This is a genomic window from Halobacillus sp. B29 (assembly GCF_052246755.1).
GTDB lineage: Bacteria > Bacillota > Bacilli > Bacillales > Halobacillaceae > Halobacillus > Halobacillus halophilus.
Genome location: NZ_JBQQCM010000002.1, coordinates 260,851 through 281,536 on the forward strand (window position 1 = coordinate 260,851; position 20,686 = coordinate 281,536).

Consider the following 20,686-nt stretch of genomic DNA (forward strand, 5'->3'; position numbering starts at 1 on the left):
AAGTTGACTAGTCAATATAATCAGGATAGAGTCCGCAACTTTTCGATTATTGCCCATATTGATCATGGGAAATCGACGCTTGCTGACAGAATCCTTGAAAAAACAAAAGCATTAACGCAAAGAGAAATGAAGGAACAGTTTCTTGATGCGATGGATTTAGAAAGAGAAAGAGGCATTACGATCAAGTTGAATGCTGTCCAGCTTAACTATGCAGCTAACGATGGAGAGGACTATACTTTTCATTTAATTGATACACCAGGACATGTCGATTTTACATATGAGGTGTCCCGTAGCTTAGCTGCTTGTGAAGGTGCTATTCTAGTGGTTGACGCCGCTCAGGGTATTGAAGCCCAGACCCTGGCGAATGTTTATCTGGCCTTAGAGAATGAGCTGGAAATTATTCCAGTTATTAATAAGATTGATCTTCCAGGAGCTGACCCTGATCGGATTAAGCAGGAGATAGAAGATGTGATTGGCATTGATGCGTCTGATGCTATATTAGCTTCAGCGAAAGATGGGGTAGGGATCGATGAAATTTTAGAACGTATAGTTTCCGACATCCCTGCACCTGCAGGAGAAGCTAAGGCTCCAACCAAGGGACTGATTTTTGATTCTCTTTATGATTCCTATAGAGGAGTTATTGCTTACACGTGTGTACGCGAGGGATCTATTAAAGTCGGCGACAAGATCAAAATGATGGCAACAGGAAAAGAGTTTGAAGTAAATGAGGTTGGCGTGTTCCGACCGACACCAACCCCTTTAAAACAATTGCAGGTAGGTGATGTTGGTTATTTAACTGCTTCTATAAAAAATATTGGAGACTCTCGCGTTGGAGATACCATAACCTTAGCCAATAATCCTGCCAAGGAACCGCTTCCAGGTTACAAAAAAATGAATCCAATGGTTTTCTGCGGAATGTATCCGGTAGATGCTAATAAATACAATGATTTAAGAGATGCTCTTGAACGTCTTGAACTAAATGATTCCTCTTTACAATATGAAGCCGAGACTTCTCAGGCTTTAGGATTTGGTTTCCGCTGTGGTTTTCTGGGAATGCTTCATATGGAAATCATTCAGGAGCGGATCGAGCGCGAATATAAAATCGATCTGATTACTACAGCACCGAGTGTAATTTATAAGGTTAAACTTACGGATGGGGAAGAGAAAGAAGTGGATAACCCATCCATGATGCCGGAGAATCAAACCCTTGAAGAAGTGCAAGAGCCTTTCGTAAAAGCAACCATAATGGTTCCTAATGATTATGTTGGACCTGTCATGGAAATTTGTCAGCGGAAACGCGGGAATTTCATGGATATGCAATATCTGGATGATAATCGCGTTAATATTGTATATGAAATTCCACTCTCAGAAATCGTTTATGATTTCTTTGATTCCTTGAAGTCTCAGACTAAAGGGTATGCTTCTTTCGATTACGAACTGATTGGATACCGCTCTTCTAATTTAGTTAAGATGGATATCCTGTTGAACGGAGATACGATTGATGCTTTATCGTTCATCGTTCACCGTGATTTTGCCTATGAACGTGGAAAACTGATTGCTGAAAAACTGAAGAACCTCATTCCCAGACAGCAGTTTGAAGTCCCTGTTCAAGCAGCAATTGGAACTAAAATTGTTGCGCGTACAACGATTAAAGCGATGCGCAAAAACGTACTCTCCAAATGTTACGGAGGCGATATTTCCCGTAAGCGTAAACTTCTTGAGAAACAAAAAGAAGGTAAAAAACGCATGAAAATGGTTGGTTCGGTAGAAGTTCCTCAAGAGGCCTTCATGTCCGTTCTGGATCTGAGTGAAGATTAATCAAATGAAGATAATGAATAAAGCCGCAGGAGTGAATCTCTTGCGGTTTTCCTTATGAAAGGTGGAACAACATCTATGAATATACCTTCCGCTTATATTCACATCCCTTTTTGCCAGCAGATTTGTCATTACTGTGACTTTACAAAGTTTTTTTATAACGAGAAACTCGCTGATGAATATTTGGAAGCGTTAGAAAAGGAAATACACACTTACGTACCTGGAGAAAAAGCTGTAGTACAAACTATTTTTGTCGGCGGTGGCACACCAACTGTTGTGACACACAAACAGTTGAGGAAGCTCCTTGATATGATTCATAATCATTTTGATATAGCTTCTTGCGAAGAATATACGTTTGAAGCAAATCCTGGAGATCTGGATCTTGAGAAAGTACAAATGCTGAAAGATTATGGAGTGAACCGAATTTCCTTAGGTGTTCAGGTTTTCGATGATGACATGCTTGAAAAAATTGGTCGTGTCCATCGAGTGAAAGACGTGTACACCAATATTGATCGTCTCCTGCAGGTAGGGTTATCTAACGTGAGCATTGATCTCATGTATGCTCTTCCTGGACAAAGTGTTAAAGATTTTGAAAAGACGATTGATGAGGCTCTGCAATTCGGTTTACCCCACTACTCTTCTTACTCGCTGCAAATTGAACCTAAGACCGTGTTTTATCAGCGTTATAATAAAGGTACTCTAGTGAAGCCCCCTGAAGAAGATGAAGCCCAAATGTATGAAATGCTTCAGGAGAAGCTCGCAGCAAACGGTGTCCAGCAGTATGAGATCAGTAATTTCGCAAAACCCGGGTTTGAAAGCAAGCATAACCTGACATACTGGAATAATGAATATTATTACGGAATCGGAGCTGGATCACATGGATACCTTCCAGGCAAAAGAACGATTAATATACGTCCGCTTCCCGCGTATGTAAAACAAGCAATGCAAAACGGGAAACCAGTTCTTCATGAGGAACCCATAGGTGTGAAAGAGCAAATGGAAGAGGAAATGTTTCTGGGGCTCAGAAAAACGTCCGGGGTTTCACTAACAAGATTTCGTGAAAAGTACAATTGTGATGCAGAAGAAGTGTTTGGAGAGGCTTTTCCATCTTTGAAAAAAAGAGGATTAATTGAGCAGCAAAGTGACAAAATTCATTTAACTCCACGCGGACGGATACTGGGAAATGAAGTATTTCAAGAATTTCTTATTGATGACTAAAAATTAAATGTTATCCGTTGACATCCTCAACCCCTTTTGATAATTTATTATTAGATTTAGCACTCACTTTCTTCGAGTGCTAACAGAGGTGATCATCGATGTTAACTGAAAGACAATTGCTCATTTTGCAAGTGATTATTGATGATTTCATTCTGACTGCACAACCTGTGGGGTCGCGGTCAATTGCTAGAAAAAATGCTGTAACTTTTAGTTCAGCTACAATTAGAAATGAAATGGCAGACCTTGAGGAGATGGGATATATTGAAAAGACCCATTCTTCTTCTGGACGAGTTCCATCTGAGAAGGGCTACCGCTTTTATGTGGATCACCTTCTTGCTCCATTACGTCTGTCGAACAAAGAAATAGTGACTATTAGGGAAGCCTTCGACGACAAGATGCTTGAATTTGAGAGAGTCGTGCAGAAATCTGCCGGCATTCTGTCAGATTTAACAAATTATACGTCCATTATTCTTGGTCCTGAAGTGTTTGAAACCAAATTAAAACAGCTCCAGATCGTACCTTTGAATGATCAATCTGCGATTGCTATTCTGGTTACCAATACAGGTCACGTGGAACATAGAGCGTTCAACGTTCCTGTGGAAATAAATCCTTCAAATCTTGAAAAAATGGTTAACATTTTAAACAGTCGTCTTCAGGGTGTGCCCTTAGTGAAACTGCATGAAAAGCTGCATACTGAAATTAGTGATTTGCTCAAGACCCATACGGATCAGCATGAACAGGCATTCTCTTACTTACAGGCTGCTCTTCTGGATGATCATAGTACTAAGCTTTACATTGGTGGTAAAACGAACATTCTAATGCAGCCCGAATTTAGGGACCTCGATAAAGTACGGTCCTTATACGCTACGATCGAACAGGAGAATGATATCGCAGATTTACTGCGTTCTGGTGATGAAGGTATTAATGTACGAATAGGTCAGGAAAATCCTTTTGATGCGATGCAGAACTGCAGCCTGATCACAGCTAGTTATAAACTAAGCAATAACCAAATAGGTACTATTGCTTTGTTAGGTCCCACACGTATGGAGTACAACCGGATGTTTTCATTAATGAATGTTTTATCTAAACACATGACGGAAACGTTCAAAGGGTGGTACTAACCTTTTATCATAAAGAGCGGTTTTTTATCCCATCGCTTCTTTATTGTATATTGCTTTTTCAGCATATCAATTCATGTTATAGTCATTAACGGTGAATTGGAATTTAGGAGGTGGAAGTCGTGGAAGAAAGTAAGCAGCAGAATCAAGAAATTATTGATGAAACGAATGAAGAAAATCAAACAGCTGATGAAGAAGCAGAAGTAGTAGAGGAAAGTTCTGAATTGGAACAGCTGCGTGAGGAAAAAGAAGAAGCGCAGAACCGCTTGCTTCGTCTTCAAGCTGATTATGATAATTTCCGACGCCGTACTCAGAAAGAAAGAGAAGCGGATCGGAAATATAGATCCCAAAGCTTAGTTGAAGAGTTAATTCCTGTAATGGATAACTTCGAAAGAGCTTTGCAGGTTGAAGTAGATGGAGATGCATCTCAGAAATTTGTTGAAGGTATCAAAATGGTTTATCAACAGTTCCACAGTGCTCTTGAAAAAGAGGGAGTGGAAGAGATTGCATCTCAAGGAGAAGAGTTTGATCCTCATCTCCACCAGGCCGTGATGCAAGTCGAAGATGAAAACTTTGGCTCCAACATTGTAGTAGAAGAACTGCAAAAAGGGTATCGGCTAAATGATCGGGTTATCCGCCCGGCTATGGTAAAAGTAAATCAGTAAATTAACATTGGATGTAGTAAGGTAAAGGAGGACACAAACCATGGGTAAAATTATTGGAATCGATTTAGGTACAACAAACTCTTGTGTAGCTGTAATGGAAGGTGGAGAATCAAAAGTTATCCCTAATCCAGAGGGGAACCGTACGACTCCATCAGCCGTTGCATTTAAAAATGGGGAGCGTCAAGTAGGGGAAGTAGCTAAGCGTCAAGCAATCACAAACCCTAACACAATTCTTTCCATCAAACGTTACATGGGTACAGATCACAAAGTAGAAGTAGAAGGAAAAGAGTACACTCCACAGGAAGTTTCTGCTATCATCCTTCAATACATCAAGAATTATGCAGAAGATTACCTGGGAGACACAGTAGATAAAGCAGTTATTACTGTACCTGCTTATTTCAATGATGCTGAACGTCAAGCTACGAAAGATGCTGGTAAAATTGCAGGTCTTGAGGTTGAGCGTATTATTAACGAACCTACAGCAGCAGCTCTCGCTTATGGTATCGATAAAGAAGATCAGGACCAGACAATTCTTGTCTATGACCTTGGCGGCGGTACGTTCGACGTATCTATTCTTGACATTGGCGAAGGTACTTTTGAAGTAGTAGCTACTGCCGGTGACAACCGTCTTGGTGGTGACGACTTTGACCAGGTTATCATTGATCACATGGTAGCTGAATTCAAGAAAGAAAACGGTATTGATCTTTCTCAAGATAAGATGGCGAAACAGCGCTTGAAAGATGCTGCTGAAAAAGCGAAAAAAGATTTATCTGGTGTAGCGCAAACTCAGATTTCTCTTCCATTTATCACAGCTGGAGAGGCTGGACCACTTCACCTTGAAATGAATCTAACACGTGCTAAATTCGAAGAACTTGCATCTGATCTAATTGAGCGTTCTATGAAGCCGACTCGTCAAGCTATGAAAGATGCTGGCATGAGCGCTAGCGACATTCATAAAGTACTTCTTGTAGGTGGTTCCACTCGTATTCCTGCAGTTCAGGAAGCGATCAAGAAAGAAGTAGGTAAAGACCCATCTAAAGGAGTAAACCCTGATGAAGTAGTTGCGCTTGGTGCATCTATTCAAGGTGGAGTTCTTCAAGGCGATGTGAAAGATGTTGTACTTCTAGACGTGACCCCACTTTCTCTTGGTATTGAAACGATGGGTGGAGTGACGACTAAGCTTATTGAGCGTAATACAACGATCCCAACTAGCCATTCACAAGTATTCTCTACAGCTGCTGATAACCAAACAGCGGTTGACATCCACGTCCTCCAGGGTGAACGTGAAATGGCACAGGACAACAAAACGCTTGGACGTTTCCAACTTACAGATATTCCACCAGCTCCACGCGGTGTGCCTCAAATCGAAGTAAGCTTTGATATTGATGCAAACGGAATTGTAAATGTTCGTGCGAAAGATATGGGTACGAATAAAGAACAGTCCATTACGATTAAATCCTCTTCAGGTCTTTCTGACGAAGAAGTAGAAGATATGGTTCGTCAGGCAGAAGAAAATGCTGAAGAAGATAAGAAGAAACGTGAAGCAATCGAGCTTCGTAATGAAGCAGACCAGCTTATCTTCACAACAGATAAAACGATTAAAGATCTCGGTGAGCAAGTAAGCGAAGAAGAAAAACAAAAAGCTGAAACAGCTAAAGAAGAACTTCAGACCGCACTAGAAGGCGAAGACCAAGAAGCAATTAAAGAGAAGAAAGATGCTCTTCAAGAACAAGTTCAAGCTCTATCTGTGAAGCTATACGAACAGGCTCAGCAGCAAGCTGAAGCTCAGCAAGGCCAAGAAGGCGGCGCTGATGAAGATGTTGTGGATGCTGATTATGAAGAAGTTAACGATGACGAGAACAAAAAATAATAAAAGGTAAAAAAGAAAAGTCAAAGTCAGGATCTTCTTGACTTTGACTTTTTTCACGTAGGGATGAATTCCATCCTGTTTGCTTAAACAAACCAGTCAATGTTAATATAAACGTTATGTAATAGTGTCCGGGAGAGTGATCGACAAGTGAGTAAACGCGATTATTATGAGGTGCTGGGTGTATCCCAGGATGCCTCTAAAGACGAAATTAAAAAAGCGTACCGAAAACTAGCAAGAAAGTATCATCCAGATGTTAGTGAAGAGGAAAATGCTTCAGAGAAATTCAAGGAAGCGAAAGAAGCGTACGAAACGTTAAGTGACCAGCAAAAACGTGCTCAGTACGATCAGTTTGGTCATCAGGATCCTAACCAAGGATTTGGTGGCTTCGGAGGCGGTCAAGACTTTGGCGGCTTTGGAGATATTTTCGATATGTTCTTTGGTGGTGGTGGCCGTCAGCGTGACCCAAACGCTCCACGTAAGGGTGCTGACCTGCAATACACCATGACTTTACAATTCGAAGAAGCCATATTTGGTAAGAGTACTGATGTTGAAATTCCAGTTGAAGAAGCCTGCGATACATGTGATGGTTCTGGTGCTAAACCAGGTACTACGCCAGACACGTGTCCACACTGTGAAGGCAGTGGGCAAATCAACCAGGAGCAGAACACACCGTTTGGCCGCGTAGTTAACCGCAGAGTATGTCATTACTGTCAGGGAAGCGGTAAAATTATTAAAGATAAATGTCAAACTTGCGGCGGCGATGGCCGGGTGACAAAACGTAATAAAATTCATATTGATATCCCTGCAGGTATCGATGAAGGTCATCAAATCCGTGTCCAAGGAAAAGGTGAGGCAGGAGTAAATGGGGGACCTGCAGGAGATCTGTTTGTAGTGATCCGCGTTCAGCCTCATGAGTTCTTCCAGCGTGACGGCGACCACATCTTTTGTGAAATCCCGCTGACTTTCGCACAAGCCGCACTTGGTGATGAGATTGAAGTCCCAACCGTTCACGGAAAAGTTATGCTTAAGATTCCAGCAGGTACTCAAACTGGTAAAACATTCCGTTTGAAAGAAAAAGGTGCTCCAAATGTTCATGGGCGCGGTCAAGGAGACCAGCACGTAAAAATGAAAATTATCACTCCGAAAAATCTTACAGAACGGCAAAAAGAACTGCTGCGTGAATTTAATGATATTAGCGGTAACGAAGCTACAGAAGAGCAGCACGGTAACTTTTTTGAACGCATGAAGCGCGCCTTTAAAGGTGACTGATAGAATAAAAAGGAGAGTGTCTGGAACGATAAACGGTTCACAGGGTTTTTAAATCTGTAAGGTCCCGTAAATCGTTCAGACACTCTTTTTTATGAGATAAAATTCTATTTGCTGTTATCAATTCAGTTGAATAACGGAGCCAAAGGCGGGAAATCTAGCTTGCAGGTATTCGGAGACGGGCATTAAAAAACTATAAAGTGAGTGGAGTTCAATGAAATGGTCTGAATTTTGTATTCATACAACTAACGAAGCGATCGAACCGATATCCAATATTTTACATGAATCAGGAGCCAGCGGCGTCGTAATTGAAGACCCGCAAGATATGATGAAAGGCCAGACTGACCTGGGAGAAATTTATGAATTGAACCCTGAAGATTATCCTGAAGAAGGAGTTTATGTTAAAGCTTATTTACCTATGAACAGCTTTCTGGGGGAGACGATTGAGGAGATTAAGCAATCTATAAATAATCTCCATGAGTTTGGGATAGATGTGGGAAGAAATGTAGTAACCCTTAGCGAGGTTCAGGAAGAGGACTGGGCGACAGCCTGGAAAAAGTATTACAAACCGGTTAAGATCTCTGAAAGGATTACCATTATGCCGACGTGGGAAGATTATACTCCTGTATCCAGTGATGAAATAATCATCGAAATGGATCCCGGTATGGCTTTCGGGACAGGTACTCATCCGACAACTGTTCTTAGTATTCAGGCTTTGGAACAGTATTTACAAAAAGGCGATTTAGTATTGGATGTAGGGACAGGTTCTGGAATATTAAGTGTCGCCTCTGTTTTATTAGGGGCAACCCACGTTCATGCGTTTGATCTGGATGATATTGCAGTGAAAAGTACCATGATTAATGCCGAGTTGAATGGGGTTGAAAATCAAATTTCCGCTAAGCTTAATAATCTTCTTGAAGGAGTTGAACAGGAAGCGGATCTGATTGTTTCTAATATACTGGCTGAAATTATCGTTCGGTTTACGGATGATGCTTTTAAAGTCGTTAAACCTGGAGGATATTTTATTACGTGCGGAATCATATCTGGCAAAAAGGAAATGGTGCTGGAACGTCTGAAAGGTTCCGGTTTTGATATTGTGGAAACAAATAAAATGGAAGACTGGATCAGTATTATTGCCAGAAAGCCAGAATCAAGGTGATGTTGGATGCAGCGTTATTTTGTAGAAGGTTCTAGTTGGGAAAACGGGCGTTTATGGATTACAGGAGAAGATGTGCATCATATTTCTCGAGTCATGCGCATGGATAAAGGAGATAAGCTGATCGGAATTCACCCGGAATTTGGACCGTCTATATGCAAGATTTCAGAAGTAACGTCCAATCATGTAGAATGCTGGGTAGAGGAATGGTTAGAGGAAAATCGTGAACTCCCCGTTCAGGTAAGTATCGTGCAAAGCCTTGGTAAAGGGGACAAGTTAGAGCAAGTCGTTCAAAAAGGAACGGAACTTGGAGCATTCACATTTATTCCTTATCAGGCTGAGCGATCAGTGGCTAAATGGGATGAAAAAAAGGCAGAAAAGAAAATACAACGGCTGCAAAAGATTGCTAAAGAAGCTAGTGAGCAATCGGAAAGAAGTTGTATTCCTGAGATTCATTCTCTATTGTCCTTTCAAGAGCTCATTCATTTAACAAAAGATTATGACTGGTGCATCCTGGCACATGCAGATGAAGCACGTCGCAAATCATATAGATCGCTCGCCTCTATATTAGAAATGATAAAGCCGGACGATAGGGTATTGGTCGTTTTTGGACCAGAGGGCGGTTTTTCTGAAAAAGAGGTTAGTGATTTAGTTAGTGCAGGCTTTTTGACGGTGCGCCTTGGTCCAAGAATTCTTCGTATGGAAACTGCGCCTTTATATTTTCTATCCACTCTTTCTTATCATTTTGAGGAAAGAGGAAAGAATAGCTGAAGAAGCTTAGATTCCTTAATATGCATAGGTATGTTAAAATTAGTTGTACGAACAACTCCAAAATCAGAAGGGAAGATTAAATACATGGGACAAAATCTTGCAAAGATGATTGACCATACACAATTAAAACCAGACACAACCAAGGAAAAGATTACTCAAATATGCGAAGAAGCTGCAGAGTACGACTTTGCCTCCGTTTGTGTAAATCCTTACTGGGTAGACTATTGCTATGAGAAATTAAAGGACACGGATGTAAAAGTATGTACGGTTATAGGCTTTCCATTAGGAGCTTCCACTAAAGAAACAAAAGCCTTTGAAACCCGTCAGGCGATTGAAAAAGGTGCTGAAGAAGTGGATATGGTAATTAATATCGGAGAGCTTAAGTCAGGAAATACTGAAGCTGTACAATCAGACATAGAAGCTGTTGTTCGTGAAGCAGCAGGAAAAGCAATCGTAAAAGTCATTATCGAAACGTCTCTATTAACTGAAGAAGAAAAAGAAAAAGCTTCTCACATTGCTAAAGAAGCAGGAGCAGATTATGTGAAAACATCAACTGGATTTTCTGGCGGTGGAGCAACGGTGGCTGATATCAGTCTTATGCGCAAAACGGTTGGTCCAGAGATGGGAGTAAAAGCTTCAGGCGGCGTTCGGGATTATGAAGGTGCGAACGAAATGATTGAAGCAGGTGCTACACGTATAGGCGCCAGCGCAGGAATTTCTATTCTTAAGGGCGAAAAAGGAACATCAGATTATTAATATTGTAAGAGAGCCGCCCTGCTGAAAAGCTAGCGGCTTTCTTTTTTTTCCATATCTGTTATAATTAGATATAAATCAAAGTTTTTGGAGTACTTATCGAGAGCGATGCTATTTTTCGGGCGTAATGATGCATGCTTGCTTATTTATCAATCTCGTCTATGTTTGAATAGTGATTTGCTGAGAATGTTTACATGTAATGACGTAAAAGAAGCAATGCGTCTATCTATCAATTTTCCACCTTACTTGCAGGGCTGATTTATTCTATATAGTCGTAGCGTTTCGGGTATAGACATAGAAAGACATCAAGTTTTAGTCTCGGTTGGTGGGTAAGTGAAGCTGGTTTCTCTCTTTTGCGAAAGCATGTTTCGCGTACGAATGTCTTATTGATCCATTCATTGTTGCGGGTGATCGTAAATAGACATTACTTGAATAGAAGGTTGCCATTATAAAAATAAATTTTTGCTGGAAGAGGGACCTACATTTGAAAAATCAGAAAATCCCTATCTATATAACCAAATCTACATATTTAAAACTGAATCATCATGTAAAAAACAGGTGATTTATCTAAAAGTATTGAATAAAAAAGTTGACCGTTTTTAAACCATATAATATAATTGTCAAAGGTATGGGAGGTTCCTATACAAAGAATCAGGTTTTTGCTTCGGAGGGAGGGAAATTGCATGTCAAACACAACTCGCGTTCGTAAAAACGAGTCTCTTGAAGATGCTCTTCGTCGCTTTAAGAAGGATGTATCAAAAAGTGGTACATTAGCTGAATATCGTAAGCGTGAATATTACGATAAGCCTAGCGTACGCCGTAAGAAAAAGTCTGAGGCGGCTAGAAAGCGTAAGTAGTAACTAATAGAGGGTGCGGAACGATGACTATAACTGAAAATCTGACCCAGGATATGAAAACCGCTATGAAAGCTCGTGACAAAGAAAAATTGTCTACGATCCGGATGGCTAGAGCTTCTTTGCAAAATGAGGCTATTAAATTGGGGAAAGATTCATTAACTGAAGAAGAAGAATTAACTGTATTAACCCGTGAGGTTAAGCAGAGAAAAGATTCCCTCCACGAATTCAAAGAAGCTGGACGCGAAGATCTTGTAGAAGGACTCGAGCGTGAAATTGAGATTTTACAAGTATATATGCCGGAACAGCTCTCAGATGAAGAACTTAAACAAGTTGTTCAAGTAACAATTCAAGAGGTAGGAGCTACATCGAAAAGCGACATGGGTAAAGTCATGAGTGCTGTAATGCCTAAAGTTAAAGGTAAAGCCGATGGCTCGAAAGTCAATAAGCTTGTACTTCAGCAATTATCTTAAATATAAAGACCTCTCTTTTTAGAGAGGTCTTTTTATATTTTTTGAAACCTGGAGGGTGTTCTTTTCGTATATGTAGTATTCCTTGGGAAAGCTAAGAGCATAAGGAGGTGATCGTTTAATGAAAAGGACTTTTCGTTTATCCATAATCTTTTGCATGGTAGTGTTAGCCGCTGCTTTATCCATCTTTCACCTTTACTCTTCTGTGCACGCTCAGGGAGAAGGAGAGCAGGTGTATATTATTCCTGTGCAAGATACAGTTGAACGGGGGATGGCTGCTTTTCTAAAGAGGACCACGGAAGAAGCTGCTGAAAATGGTGTCGATCATATTATATTCGAAATCGATACGCCTGGGGGCAGGGTAGATGCTGCTGGAGATATAGGTGAGGTTTTTCAGGACCTTGATATCCCGAATACGGCTTTTGTCACCAGCCGGGCATATTCAGCTGGTTCCTATATAGCTCTCAATGCGGATAATATTTATATGAAACCGCAAGCAACTATGGGGGCTTCAGGAGTAATTAACTCAGATGGTACAGCTGCCGATAAAAAAGCCCAGTCTGCCTGGATATCCTCGATGGTAGCTGCTGCTGAGTCCAATGGACGGGATCCTATTTATGCCCGTGCAATGGCTGATAGTAGCGTAGACCTCCCCGAATATAATGCCGCTGAAGGAGAATTTTTAACACTTGGACCTAGTGAAGCCGAAGAAGTAGGGTATGCAGAAGGGATTGTAGAAGACCGTGTTGAATTACTTAATGAGTTAGGATTGTCTGAAGCGAAAGTAACTGAAAATAATCCTACAATGGCAGAGAATTTAGCCAGATTTTTAACCGATCCGGTCGTCATTCCTATTTTGCTCTCCGTCGCAAGTCTCGGGCTGATCGTAGAGTTGTATTCCCCGGGGTTTGGAATACCGGGAATAATGGGTCTGCTTTCACTCGTTTTATTCTTTTATGGACACATTGTGGCAGGACTTGCTGGATATGAAGCTATTATTTTGCTAATACTTGGAATAGGCCTTGTTATAGCGGAAATCTTTCTGCCAGGAGGTATTGCTGGAATTGCGGGAGTCGTTTCCATTGTAGCCTCTCTTATGCTTTCATCTGCGGATATGGGGCACATGGCCATGAGTATTGGAATAGCCTTGATTGCGACTATTATTGTCTCCATTGTACTGTTTAAAACCATGGGGCTTGAGCGAGGTTTTTTCCGTCATATTATCCTTCAGGATTCCACCTCTGCAGAGAAAGGATATTTATCCTCTACCAGCCGCTTAGAGTTGATTGGAATGGTTGGTGAGACCATGACCCCTTTAAGACCTGCAGGTACTGCGGTTTTCGATGGTGAACGCCTGGATGTAGTAACTGAGGGAGGATTTGTGGGCACTGGACAATCGGTTAAAGTTTTGAAAACGGAAGGTTCCCGTATAGTAGTACGTGAGCTTTCATCAAAAGAGAAAGAGGAGGAGAAAGAATGACGCTACAAGAACTTATGCCAATTATTGTCATTGGTGTCATTATCATTGTATTAGCTGTATTATTTACTTTTATCCCGGTGATGCTTTGGATCAGCGCTCTGGCAGCTGGAGTCAAGATCAGTATTTTCACTCTAGTTGGAATGCGGTTACGAAGAGTTGTACCTTCCAGAGTTATTAATCCATTGATTAAAGCTCATAAGGCTGGTGTAAATGTAGATACCAACCAATTGGAAAGTCACTATTTGGCCGGCGGTAATGTTGACCGGGTGGTTAACGCTCTAATTGCTGCTCAGCGTGCAAATATTGAATTGAGTTTCGAGCGCTGCGCTGCGATTGACCTGGCAGGCCGTGACGTTTTGGAAGCGGTGCAAATGAGCGTTAATCCAAAAGTAATTGAAACCCCATTTATTGCGGGTGTTGCTATGGATGGTATAGAAGTGAAAGCTAAAGCACGTATTACTGTGCGTGCTAATATCGACCGTTTAGTCGGAGGTGCTGGTGAAGATACAGTTATAGCCCGTGTAGGGGAAGGTATTGTATCGACCATTGGTTCAAGTAAAAACCATAATAAAGTGTTGGAAAATCCTGATATGATCTCACAAAATGTATTAGGAAAAGGGTTAGATGCTGGAACGGCTTTTGAAATCTTATCCATAGATATTGCGGATATTGATATTGGTAAGAACATTGGTGCGATCCTGCAGACAGACCAGGCAGAAGCTGATAAAAATATTGCGCAGGCTAAAGCCGAAGAACGCCGTGCTATGGCGATTGCTCAAGAACAAGAAATGCGCGCCCGTGTTCAGGAAATGCAGGCCAAAGTTGTGGAAGCAGAAGCTCAAGTTCCACAGGCTCTTGCAGAAGCTCTTCGTTCAGGAAAAATGGGCGTCATGGATTATATGAATTACCAAAATATTAATGCTGACACCGATATGAGAAATACACTTGGCAAGATGTCTGAGGGCGAGCAGGGCGAAGGTGAAGAAAGTTAATCCCCTTGATTAGCGAAAAGGAGAATTATTATGGGAGAACTTTTTGAACTATTATTCAGTAACTTTCTCATTGTAGCTGCTGTTATAGGCGGTATTATTAGTTTTTTCAGCCGAATGGGAAATGATCAGGAAGATGAACGTAAACAAAGACCCACCAGGTATCCAAGCGCACCTTCTGAGGGATCGGAGGAGCAAGGTCCTTTAAGAACGGAAGCGGGTCAGAAAAGTCTGCAAGAATACTATGAAGAGCAACAGGAAAAGATCAAAGGGTATTCAAAAGATAAAGTTTCTAAAGACCCTCAGAGAACGTTCACGTACGAAACACCGAACAAGGATATTCATACCACTGGTAAGATCCAGGAAGGGCAAATGGAGCGTTATGTGCCCCAGGAAGACCATGTACCTGATCTTCCTAAACTTAAAAAATTGAATAAATGGGATAAGAAACGATTAGCTGAAGGAGTTCTTGCAGCAGAGATACTCGGGCAGCCCCGAGCGTATAAGCCTCATCAATCTCATCCAAGAAAAAGATAAACGAAACGCACGAATTGTAGTGATACAATTCGTGCGTTTTTCGTATAAATAAAAAGAGGGGGGAGTCGAATGACTAAATGGCAAAAGCAAATCCGTACATGGATCGGACGTTATTTCGATTTACCTTCTGATGTAATGCTTGATTTACCCAGAATTACGACAATTGGGTCGATTCATGTGTACATAGAAAATCACACGGGGCTTCTGCATTTTTCCGATAATGAAGTAAGGATTCAATATAAGCAGGGCCAAGTGAAGATAATTGGAAAAGATCTTGGAGTAAAGATGATGCTGAAAGAAGAACTATTGCTAGAGGGAGAAATAAAATCGGTGGAATTCCTGCCTGAAGCTTAAGGGGGAGTAAATGACTATGAAGATGCAGCATGGCTTCTTTCAAGGCAGCATGAGAATTAAAGTGCAAGGAAAAATGATTGAACCGTTCCTCCAGGCGTGCGTCCGAAGGGGATGTGTAATTTCAAATATCAAACGAGTCAATGAACATGAAGCAATAATGACCATTAGACTGAGTGAATGGAAAACCTTCAGGCAGTTACGGAAAAAGTATCGTTGTAAACTTTCGATCTTGGGAGGAAGAGGACTTCCGTTCTATTACAGGAAAATCACACAGCGAAAAGCTTTAATGGCCGCTTTCATGCTTTCAGTTGTAGTCGTTTTTTTATTAGCTAATACACTTTGGTCTATTAAAGTGGAAGGCTTGACTCCCGAACTGGAAGCTAACGTAGAAAAAAAATTAAAAACCTATGGCGTTTCCCCGGGCAAGCTGACTATTGGTATGGACGATCCTAATGATATACAAAGAAAGCTGCTTGAAGACATTCCTGATCTTTTATGGATAGGAGTTAATAAGAAGGGGACAAGTTATCAGCTGTACGGTGTAGAAAAGACCAGGCATGATACAAATAAGAACCTCCGTCCCTCTGACTTGGTGGCAGAAAAAAAGGGCATGATAGTAAAAACGTTTATTGAAAAAGGAAGACCACTTGTTACCGTAAATGATGTAGTTAAAAAAGGCCAAATACTGGCTACGGGTCAATTGGTAGAAGATAAAGATATACTTGTCCACGCAGAGGGTGAGGTCATCGCCGAAACCTGGTATAAAGTCGACCAAAATCTTCCGTTGACACAAGTGCTTCAGTTAACTGATGGACTGGAAGTAAGAGAATACCAATTGAAAATTGGATCTTTAACTCTTCCTATATGGGGATGGTGGAAGGGAAAGGGCTCACAATTCAGAAGTGAGAACGAACAGACCAATTGGGAATGGTTTGGATGGAAGTCACCAATTGACCTAAAAGCCATTCATTATTATGAAATAGACTCAAAAAAATACGAACAATCCAAAGATAAAATTCAAAAACTGGGAATTATAACGGCAAGAGAAAGCCTGAACCAATACCTTGGAAAAGAGGCTGAAGTCATGAAAGAAAAAGTTTTGCACCTTCGTGAGGAGAATGGTAAAGTAAAATTAATCCTATTATTCAAAGTTCATGAAAACATAGCAGTGACCAAGTATATAAGTCAAGGAGATTGAGTATGCCGGAAGATTTAAAAACAATGGACATTCAATTAGATAATACAACAGAAGCGCTGGCCCTGTTTGGGACAGAAGATAGAAATTTAAAGCGGATCGAAGAACAATTAAAAGTAACCATTATTTCAAGAGGGGAAACGGTTCGAGTTTCCGGACAAGCTGAGCAGGTTCAATTAGTGGAGGATATTCTTCATTCTGTGCTTGCTATTATTCGTAAAGGATTAACCATTACGGAAAGAGATATTGTTTATGCCGTAGAACTAGCCAAAAAAGGTAAAATCAATCAATTCGAAGCTTTATTTGAAGATGAAATCACAAGGAACAGTAAAGGTAAATCGATACGTGTAAAAACACTAGGGCAAAGAAACTATATCTCTGCTATTAAAAACAATGATTTAGTTTTCGGTATTGGTCCAGCAGGGACCGGTAAAACTTATTTGGCTGTCGTTATGGCAGTAAATGCTTTGAAAAAAGGTGATGTGAAACGAATCATTTTAACTCGACCAGCAGTTGAAGCTGGCGAAAGCCTAGGGTTTTTACCCGGAGATCTTAAGGAAAAGGTGGACCCCTATCTCCGACCGCTTTACGATTCCCTTCATGATGTATTTGGAACGGAACATACCGCACGTCTCATTGACCGAGGTACGATTGAAATAGCCCCTCTTGCTTATATGCGAGGGCGTACCCTGGATGATGCCTTTGCGATCTTAGACGAAGCTCAAAATACGACTCCTGAACAGATGAAGATGTTTCTGACTCGTCTTGGATTTGGTTCCAAAATGATTATTACAGGTGATATTACTCAAGTTGATCTACCGAAAGGGGTTAAGTCAGGCTTGAAGGTTGCAGAAGAAAAGCTCGGTAAAGTAAAAGGGTCTGCCTTCATTCATTTAGATCAATCTGATGTAGTAAGACACCCTCTAGTACAGCGGATCATCGACGCTTATGAGAAAGACAATTCCTAAGGCCCTTTATACGGGCCTTGTTTTATTTCATGGAGAAAGGTTAGATTATTTTACATAGGTAAGGCTCGGGTTACGTTAAACTTTTTTGTGAGGTGGATTTGTTTTCCTTCGCTCTTGAAGGTATCATGGTCTATAACAACTTACATTAAATATTAATAAAGAAACCAAAAATGTCTACGTTGTTTAAGAAAGATAGGACGTGGGTAATAAATCCCACAGTCGTTAGCTGTCTTTCATGAAAATAACGGCAGAAGCTATATTCAATCATTGTATAAATTACATTCCAGAATACAGCATGTTAGTGAAAATTGCAGCTTGAGGAGGAAATAATATGATTCAAATCGATTTTCAAGATGAAACCAATTCAGTAGATGAAGCTTATGTAGATTTAATCCAACGTATCATTCGTTTTGCAGGTGATAAAGAGGGTGTACAACCGGACGCTGAAGTTTCCATAAGTTTTGTTGATAACAACGAGATTCAAGAAATTAATCGAAATTATCGTCAGAAAGACCAACCTACTGACGTAATTTCTTTTGCTATGCAGGAAGAAGGAGAAGGCGAAACAAAAATTCTCAGCGAAGATCTCCCTCTCATGCTTGGCGATATAGTGATTTCTCTAGATAAGGCGAAGGAACAGGCTGAAGATTACGGTCATTCGCTTGACAGAGAATTAGGTTTCTTAGCCCTTCACGGGTTTTTGCATTTATTAGGATATGATCATGTAAATGAAGAAGAGGAAAAAGCGATGTTTAATAGACAAGAGGAAATCCTTCATGAATTCGGACTTGAAAGGTCATAAAAAAAAGAAGTCCATCGGCTTTCGTTTTGCTTGGAAGGGAATAAAGGAAGTTTGGAGTTCGGAAAGAAACTTTCGTATTCATCTAATTGCCGGAACTCTATGTATTGCAGCGGGTGCAGGTTTAAGAGTATCTACTGTAGAATGGGCACTTCTTATCATTATGATTGCCATTGTCATTACGCTGGAGATGATTAATTCAAGTATCGAGCGAGTAATGGATTACCTGGCGCCTCAATATCACCCACTGGCAGGCCTTGTTAAAGATATTGCGGCTGGAGCTGTACTAATAGCTAGTATAGCCTCGTTAATTGTAGGGGGATTTATCTTTGTCCCGCATTTGATCACCTTATTTTAATGCATGAGTAAACATATAGAACTTGATAGTAAGTTCAGTAATAACGAAGTGAAGGAAGAAACATTGGAGGCACAACTATGAATGATAATTTCAAGTCCGGTTTCGTCACAATTGTGGGTAGGCCAAATGTAGGCAAATCCACTTTTATGAACCGTGTAATTGGAGAAAAAATCGCGATTATGAGTGACAAACCACAGACAACCAGGAATAAAATCCAGGGAGTTATGACAGATAAAGAGTCTCAAATTGTCTTTATCGATACTCCGGGTATTCATAAACCTAAACATAAGCTCGGAGATTATATGGTTAATGTAGCAGAAAATACATTAAATGAGGTAGATGCCATATTATTTATGATCAATGCCGAAGAAGGATACGGCCGTGGTGATCAATTTATAATTGATCGATTGCAGCGTGTAAATCAGCCAGTTTATTTAGTTATTAATAAAATTGATCGAGTACATCCCGACCAGCTGCTTCCTCTTATTGAACAGTATAAGGAAAAGCTGAACTTTGAAGAAATCATCCCTATCTCTGCTTTAGAAGGAAATAACGTAAACCATTTGCTCGATGTATTAAAAGGACATTTGCCGGAAGGACCGCAATTTTATCCTGAAGACCAGATTACGGATCATCCTGAACGATTCGTTATTAGTGAATTCATTCGTGAAAAGGTTTTGCACTTGACTCATGAAGAAATCCCACACTCTATAGCTGTAGTAATTGAAGGGATTGAGCCAAGAGAAAATAAAAATGCTGTTTATATTCAGGCTGCCATAATAGTAGAGAGAAAATCTCAAAAGGGAATTATTATTGGTAAGCAGGGGAGTATGCTTAAAGAGATAGGCAAGCGTGCCAGACACGATATTGAATCCTTATTGGGCAGCAAAGTCTTTTTAGAACTTTGGGTAAAAGTCCAGAAAGACTGGAGAAACCGTCAAGTTCAGCTAAGTGATTTTGGGTATAACGAAGAAGATTATTAAGAGTTGGAAAAAATTAAGTCTTATGATTTCACCTTTAAGAAGCATGCTAATGATGTAATTCCGATGCTCAGTGAATATAAGAAAGGCGGTGTTTCTTTTGCTCGAAAACCTTCCATGGAATGTGTTTAGACAAACAGGAAACATTGAAACTTATTTATTGATGAAGGAAATGAAGGAACAAAGTCAGCAATCTCCTGAACATCAAGCTTCCTCTATCGAACAGGAATCTCAAGAGGATTTAAATTTGTAAGACTAGAAGTGGGTGAGTGCTTTGTTAGAAAAGGTCGAAGGCATTGTTATCCGAACGAGAGATTACGGAGAAACCCATAAGATTATAACGCTTTTTTCACGTGAAAAGGGGAAAATAGGGGTGATGGCACGAGGTGCTAAAAAACCTAAAAGCCGGACCTCTTCGGTAACCCAGCCCTTTATTCACGGGATGTATTTAATTCAAATAGGATCGGGACTGGGGTCATTGAGTCAGGGGGAAATGATTTCCTCCCTGCGCTCAATACGCGAAGATATTGTGAAAACCGCTTACGCCTCTTATCTGGCAGAACTTGTGGATAAGCTGATAGATGAAAAACAGCCGGATCCATTTATGTACGAACAATTTCTTCAAACCCTGCTATGGATGAATGAGGGGAAAGATGCAGCTGTTCTATCTATGATTTATGAACTTAAATTATTTAAAAAAGCCGGTTTTTCTCCCGTGGTGGATCATTGTATAAACTGTGGCAGCCAAGAAGGACCCTATTCCTTCTCCATTCTTGAGGGTGGACTCCTTTGTTACCGTTGCAAACACAAAGATCCAAACGCCTATGGCCTTCCAGATCCTTTGCCTAAATTATTACGTATCTTTGTACATATGGATGTCAAACGGCTGGGCCAGATCTCTATGAAAGAAAAGAATAAAAAGATATTGCGTTTAATTATGGATGAATATTATGATCAGTATGGTGGGTATTTAATTAAATCGAAGAAGTTTTTGAAACAATTAGATCTGTTTACATGATCTCGATTGACAATCGTTTATTTATTCAGTATGATTCAACTACTTAATAATA

General features: G+C 40.5%; 22 protein-coding genes. All 22 read left to right on the top strand.

Features of this window, described 5'->3' with window-relative positions:
- Positions 1-3 precede the first annotated feature (3 nt).
- Positions 4-1,818 (top strand): translation elongation factor 4, encoded by a 1,815-nt coding sequence (lepA, locus tag ACTWP7_RS03550; RefSeq protein WP_443122043.1) that lies wholly within the window; start codon positions 4-6, stop codon positions 1,816-1,818.
- 75 nt (positions 1,819-1,893) lie between these two features.
- Positions 1,894-3,033, top strand: coding sequence for a radical SAM family heme chaperone HemW (gene hemW / locus ACTWP7_RS03555; RefSeq protein WP_443122138.1), 1,140 nt, complete (start codon positions 1,894-1,896; stop codon positions 3,031-3,033).
- A gap of 98 nt (positions 3,034-3,131) precedes the next feature.
- Positions 3,132-4,154: a heat-inducible transcriptional repressor HrcA gene (gene hrcA, locus ACTWP7_RS03560; RefSeq protein WP_443122044.1), complete on the top strand. Its 1,023-nt coding sequence runs from the start codon at positions 3,132-3,134 to the stop codon at positions 4,152-4,154.
- A gap of 119 nt (positions 4,155-4,273) precedes the next feature.
- Positions 4,274-4,816 carry a nucleotide exchange factor GrpE gene (gene grpE / locus ACTWP7_RS03565; protein WP_014643809.1) on the top strand — a complete coding sequence of 181 codons (543 nt, stop codon included), beginning with the start codon at positions 4,274-4,276 and terminating at the stop codon, positions 4,814-4,816.
- Positions 4,817-4,856: 40 nt separating this feature from the next.
- Entirely contained in the window at positions 4,857-6,686 is a 1,830-nt protein-coding gene (gene dnaK, locus ACTWP7_RS03570) for a molecular chaperone DnaK (protein ID WP_089749070.1), read from the top strand.
- Positions 6,687-6,833: 147 nt separating this feature from the next.
- Complete coding sequence (gene dnaJ, locus ACTWP7_RS03575; RefSeq protein ID WP_089749071.1) at positions 6,834-7,955, top strand: molecular chaperone DnaJ; 1,122 nt, start codon at positions 6,834-6,836, stop codon at positions 7,953-7,955.
- Between the two features lie 211 nt (positions 7,956-8,166).
- Positions 8,167-9,111, top strand: coding sequence for a 50S ribosomal protein L11 methyltransferase (gene prmA, locus ACTWP7_RS03580; RefSeq protein ID WP_443122045.1), 945 nt, complete (start codon positions 8,167-8,169; stop codon positions 9,109-9,111).
- A 6-nt stretch (positions 9,112-9,117) separates the two neighbouring features.
- Positions 9,118-9,879, top strand: a complete 762-nt coding sequence (locus ACTWP7_RS03585) for a 16S rRNA (uracil(1498)-N(3))-methyltransferase (RefSeq protein ID WP_443122046.1) — start codon at positions 9,118-9,120, stop codon at positions 9,877-9,879.
- 84 nt (positions 9,880-9,963) lie between these two features.
- A complete protein-coding gene (gene deoC / locus ACTWP7_RS03590; protein ID WP_443122139.1) occupies positions 9,964-10,635 on the top strand; it encodes a deoxyribose-phosphate aldolase in 672 nt (223 codons plus the stop codon).
- A gap of 680 nt (positions 10,636-11,315) precedes the next feature.
- Complete coding sequence (rpsU, locus tag ACTWP7_RS03595; protein ID WP_014643803.1) at positions 11,316-11,489, top strand: 30S ribosomal protein S21; 174 nt, start codon at positions 11,316-11,318, stop codon at positions 11,487-11,489.
- Positions 11,490-11,512: 23 nt separating this feature from the next.
- Entirely contained in the window at positions 11,513-11,959 is a 447-nt protein-coding gene (locus ACTWP7_RS03600; RefSeq protein ID WP_443122047.1) for a GatB/YqeY domain-containing protein, read from the top strand.
- Between the two features lie 118 nt (positions 11,960-12,077).
- Positions 12,078-13,436: an NfeD family protein gene (locus ACTWP7_RS03605; protein WP_443122048.1), complete on the top strand. Its 1,359-nt coding sequence runs from the start codon at positions 12,078-12,080 to the stop codon at positions 13,434-13,436.
- Positions 13,433-14,428 (top strand): flotillin-like protein FloA, encoded by a 996-nt coding sequence (floA, locus tag ACTWP7_RS03610; protein WP_422167230.1) that lies wholly within the window; start codon positions 13,433-13,435, stop codon positions 14,426-14,428. Before ACTWP7_RS03605 ends, floA begins: the two co-directional genes overlap by 4 nt.
- 30 nt (positions 14,429-14,458) lie before the next feature.
- Positions 14,459-14,962, top strand: coding sequence for a hypothetical protein (locus ACTWP7_RS03615; protein ID WP_443122049.1), 504 nt, complete (start codon positions 14,459-14,461; stop codon positions 14,960-14,962).
- Between the two features lie 69 nt (positions 14,963-15,031).
- Complete coding sequence (gene yqfC / locus ACTWP7_RS03620) at positions 15,032-15,316, top strand: sporulation protein YqfC (RefSeq protein ID WP_014643798.1); 285 nt, start codon at positions 15,032-15,034, stop codon at positions 15,314-15,316.
- 10 nt (positions 15,317-15,326) lie between these two features.
- A complete protein-coding gene (gene yqfD, locus ACTWP7_RS03625) occupies positions 15,327-16,514 on the top strand; it encodes a sporulation protein YqfD (RefSeq protein WP_443122050.1) in 1,188 nt (395 codons plus the stop codon).
- 2 nt (positions 16,515-16,516) lie between these two features.
- Positions 16,517-17,479 carry a PhoH family protein gene (locus tag ACTWP7_RS03630; RefSeq protein WP_443122051.1) on the top strand — a complete coding sequence of 321 codons (963 nt, stop codon included), beginning with the start codon at positions 16,517-16,519 and terminating at the stop codon, positions 17,477-17,479.
- 334 nt (positions 17,480-17,813) lie between these two features.
- Entirely contained in the window at positions 17,814-18,281 is a 468-nt protein-coding gene (gene ybeY, locus ACTWP7_RS03635) for an rRNA maturation RNase YbeY (RefSeq protein WP_443122140.1), read from the top strand.
- The gene (locus ACTWP7_RS03640) at positions 18,256-18,636 is read left to right on the top strand and encodes a diacylglycerol kinase family protein (protein ID WP_443122052.1); all 381 of its coding nucleotides are present in this window, start codon (positions 18,256-18,258) and stop codon (positions 18,634-18,636) included. The genes ybeY and ACTWP7_RS03640 overlap by 26 nt, the downstream gene beginning before the upstream one ends.
- A gap of 77 nt (positions 18,637-18,713) precedes the next feature.
- Positions 18,714-19,619 (top strand): GTPase Era, encoded by a 906-nt coding sequence (gene era / locus ACTWP7_RS03645; protein WP_443122053.1) that lies wholly within the window; start codon positions 18,714-18,716, stop codon positions 19,617-19,619.
- Positions 19,620-19,689: 70 nt separating this feature from the next.
- On the top strand, positions 19,690-19,869 hold the full coding sequence (locus ACTWP7_RS03650; RefSeq protein ID WP_223254201.1) for a YqzL family protein: 180 nt from the start codon (positions 19,690-19,692) through the stop codon (positions 19,867-19,869).
- 21 nt (positions 19,870-19,890) lie between these two features.
- On the top strand, positions 19,891-20,634 hold the full coding sequence (gene recO, locus ACTWP7_RS03655) for a DNA repair protein RecO (RefSeq protein WP_443122054.1): 744 nt from the start codon (positions 19,891-19,893) through the stop codon (positions 20,632-20,634).
- Positions 20,635-20,686: the final 52 nt, after the last annotated feature.

What these genes read in the sequence shown, in the direction of transcription:
- hemW (WP_443122138.1), top strand. Translation starts at nt 1,894, where the DNA reads ATGAATATACCTTCCGCTTATATTCACATCCCTTTTTGCCAGCAGATT.
- hrcA (WP_443122044.1), top strand. Translation starts at nt 3,132, where the DNA reads ATGTTAACTGAAAGACAATTGCTCATTTTGCAAGTGATTATTGATGAT.
- dnaK (WP_089749070.1), top strand. Translation starts at nt 4,857, where the DNA reads ATGGGTAAAATTATTGGAATCGATTTAGGTACAACAAACTCTTGTGTA.
- prmA (WP_443122045.1), top strand. Translation starts at nt 8,167, where the DNA reads ATGAAATGGTCTGAATTTTGTATTCATACAACTAACGAAGCGATCGAA.
- ACTWP7_RS03585 (WP_443122046.1), top strand. Translation starts at nt 9,118, where the DNA reads ATGCAGCGTTATTTTGTAGAAGGTTCTAGTTGGGAAAACGGGCGTTTA.
- deoC (WP_443122139.1), top strand. Translation starts at nt 9,964, where the DNA reads ATGGGACAAAATCTTGCAAAGATGATTGACCATACACAATTAAAACCA.
- rpsU (WP_014643803.1), top strand. Translation starts at nt 11,316, where the DNA reads ATGTCAAACACAACTCGCGTTCGTAAAAACGAGTCTCTTGAAGATGCT.
- ACTWP7_RS03600 (WP_443122047.1), top strand. Translation starts at nt 11,513, where the DNA reads ATGACTATAACTGAAAATCTGACCCAGGATATGAAAACCGCTATGAAA.
- ACTWP7_RS03605 (WP_443122048.1), top strand. Translation starts at nt 12,078, where the DNA reads ATGAAAAGGACTTTTCGTTTATCCATAATCTTTTGCATGGTAGTGTTA.
- floA (WP_422167230.1), top strand. Translation starts at nt 13,433, where the DNA reads ATGACGCTACAAGAACTTATGCCAATTATTGTCATTGGTGTCATTATC.
- ACTWP7_RS03615 (WP_443122049.1), top strand. Translation starts at nt 14,459, where the DNA reads ATGGGAGAACTTTTTGAACTATTATTCAGTAACTTTCTCATTGTAGCT.
- yqfC (WP_014643798.1), top strand. Translation starts at nt 15,032, where the DNA reads ATGACTAAATGGCAAAAGCAAATCCGTACATGGATCGGACGTTATTTC.
- yqfD (WP_443122050.1), top strand. Translation starts at nt 15,327, where the DNA reads ATGACTATGAAGATGCAGCATGGCTTCTTTCAAGGCAGCATGAGAATT.
- ACTWP7_RS03630 (WP_443122051.1), top strand. Translation starts at nt 16,517, where the DNA reads ATGCCGGAAGATTTAAAAACAATGGACATTCAATTAGATAATACAACA.
- ACTWP7_RS03640 (WP_443122052.1), top strand. Translation starts at nt 18,256, where the DNA reads ATGAATTCGGACTTGAAAGGTCATAAAAAAAAGAAGTCCATCGGCTTT.
- era (WP_443122053.1), top strand. Translation starts at nt 18,714, where the DNA reads ATGAATGATAATTTCAAGTCCGGTTTCGTCACAATTGTGGGTAGGCCA.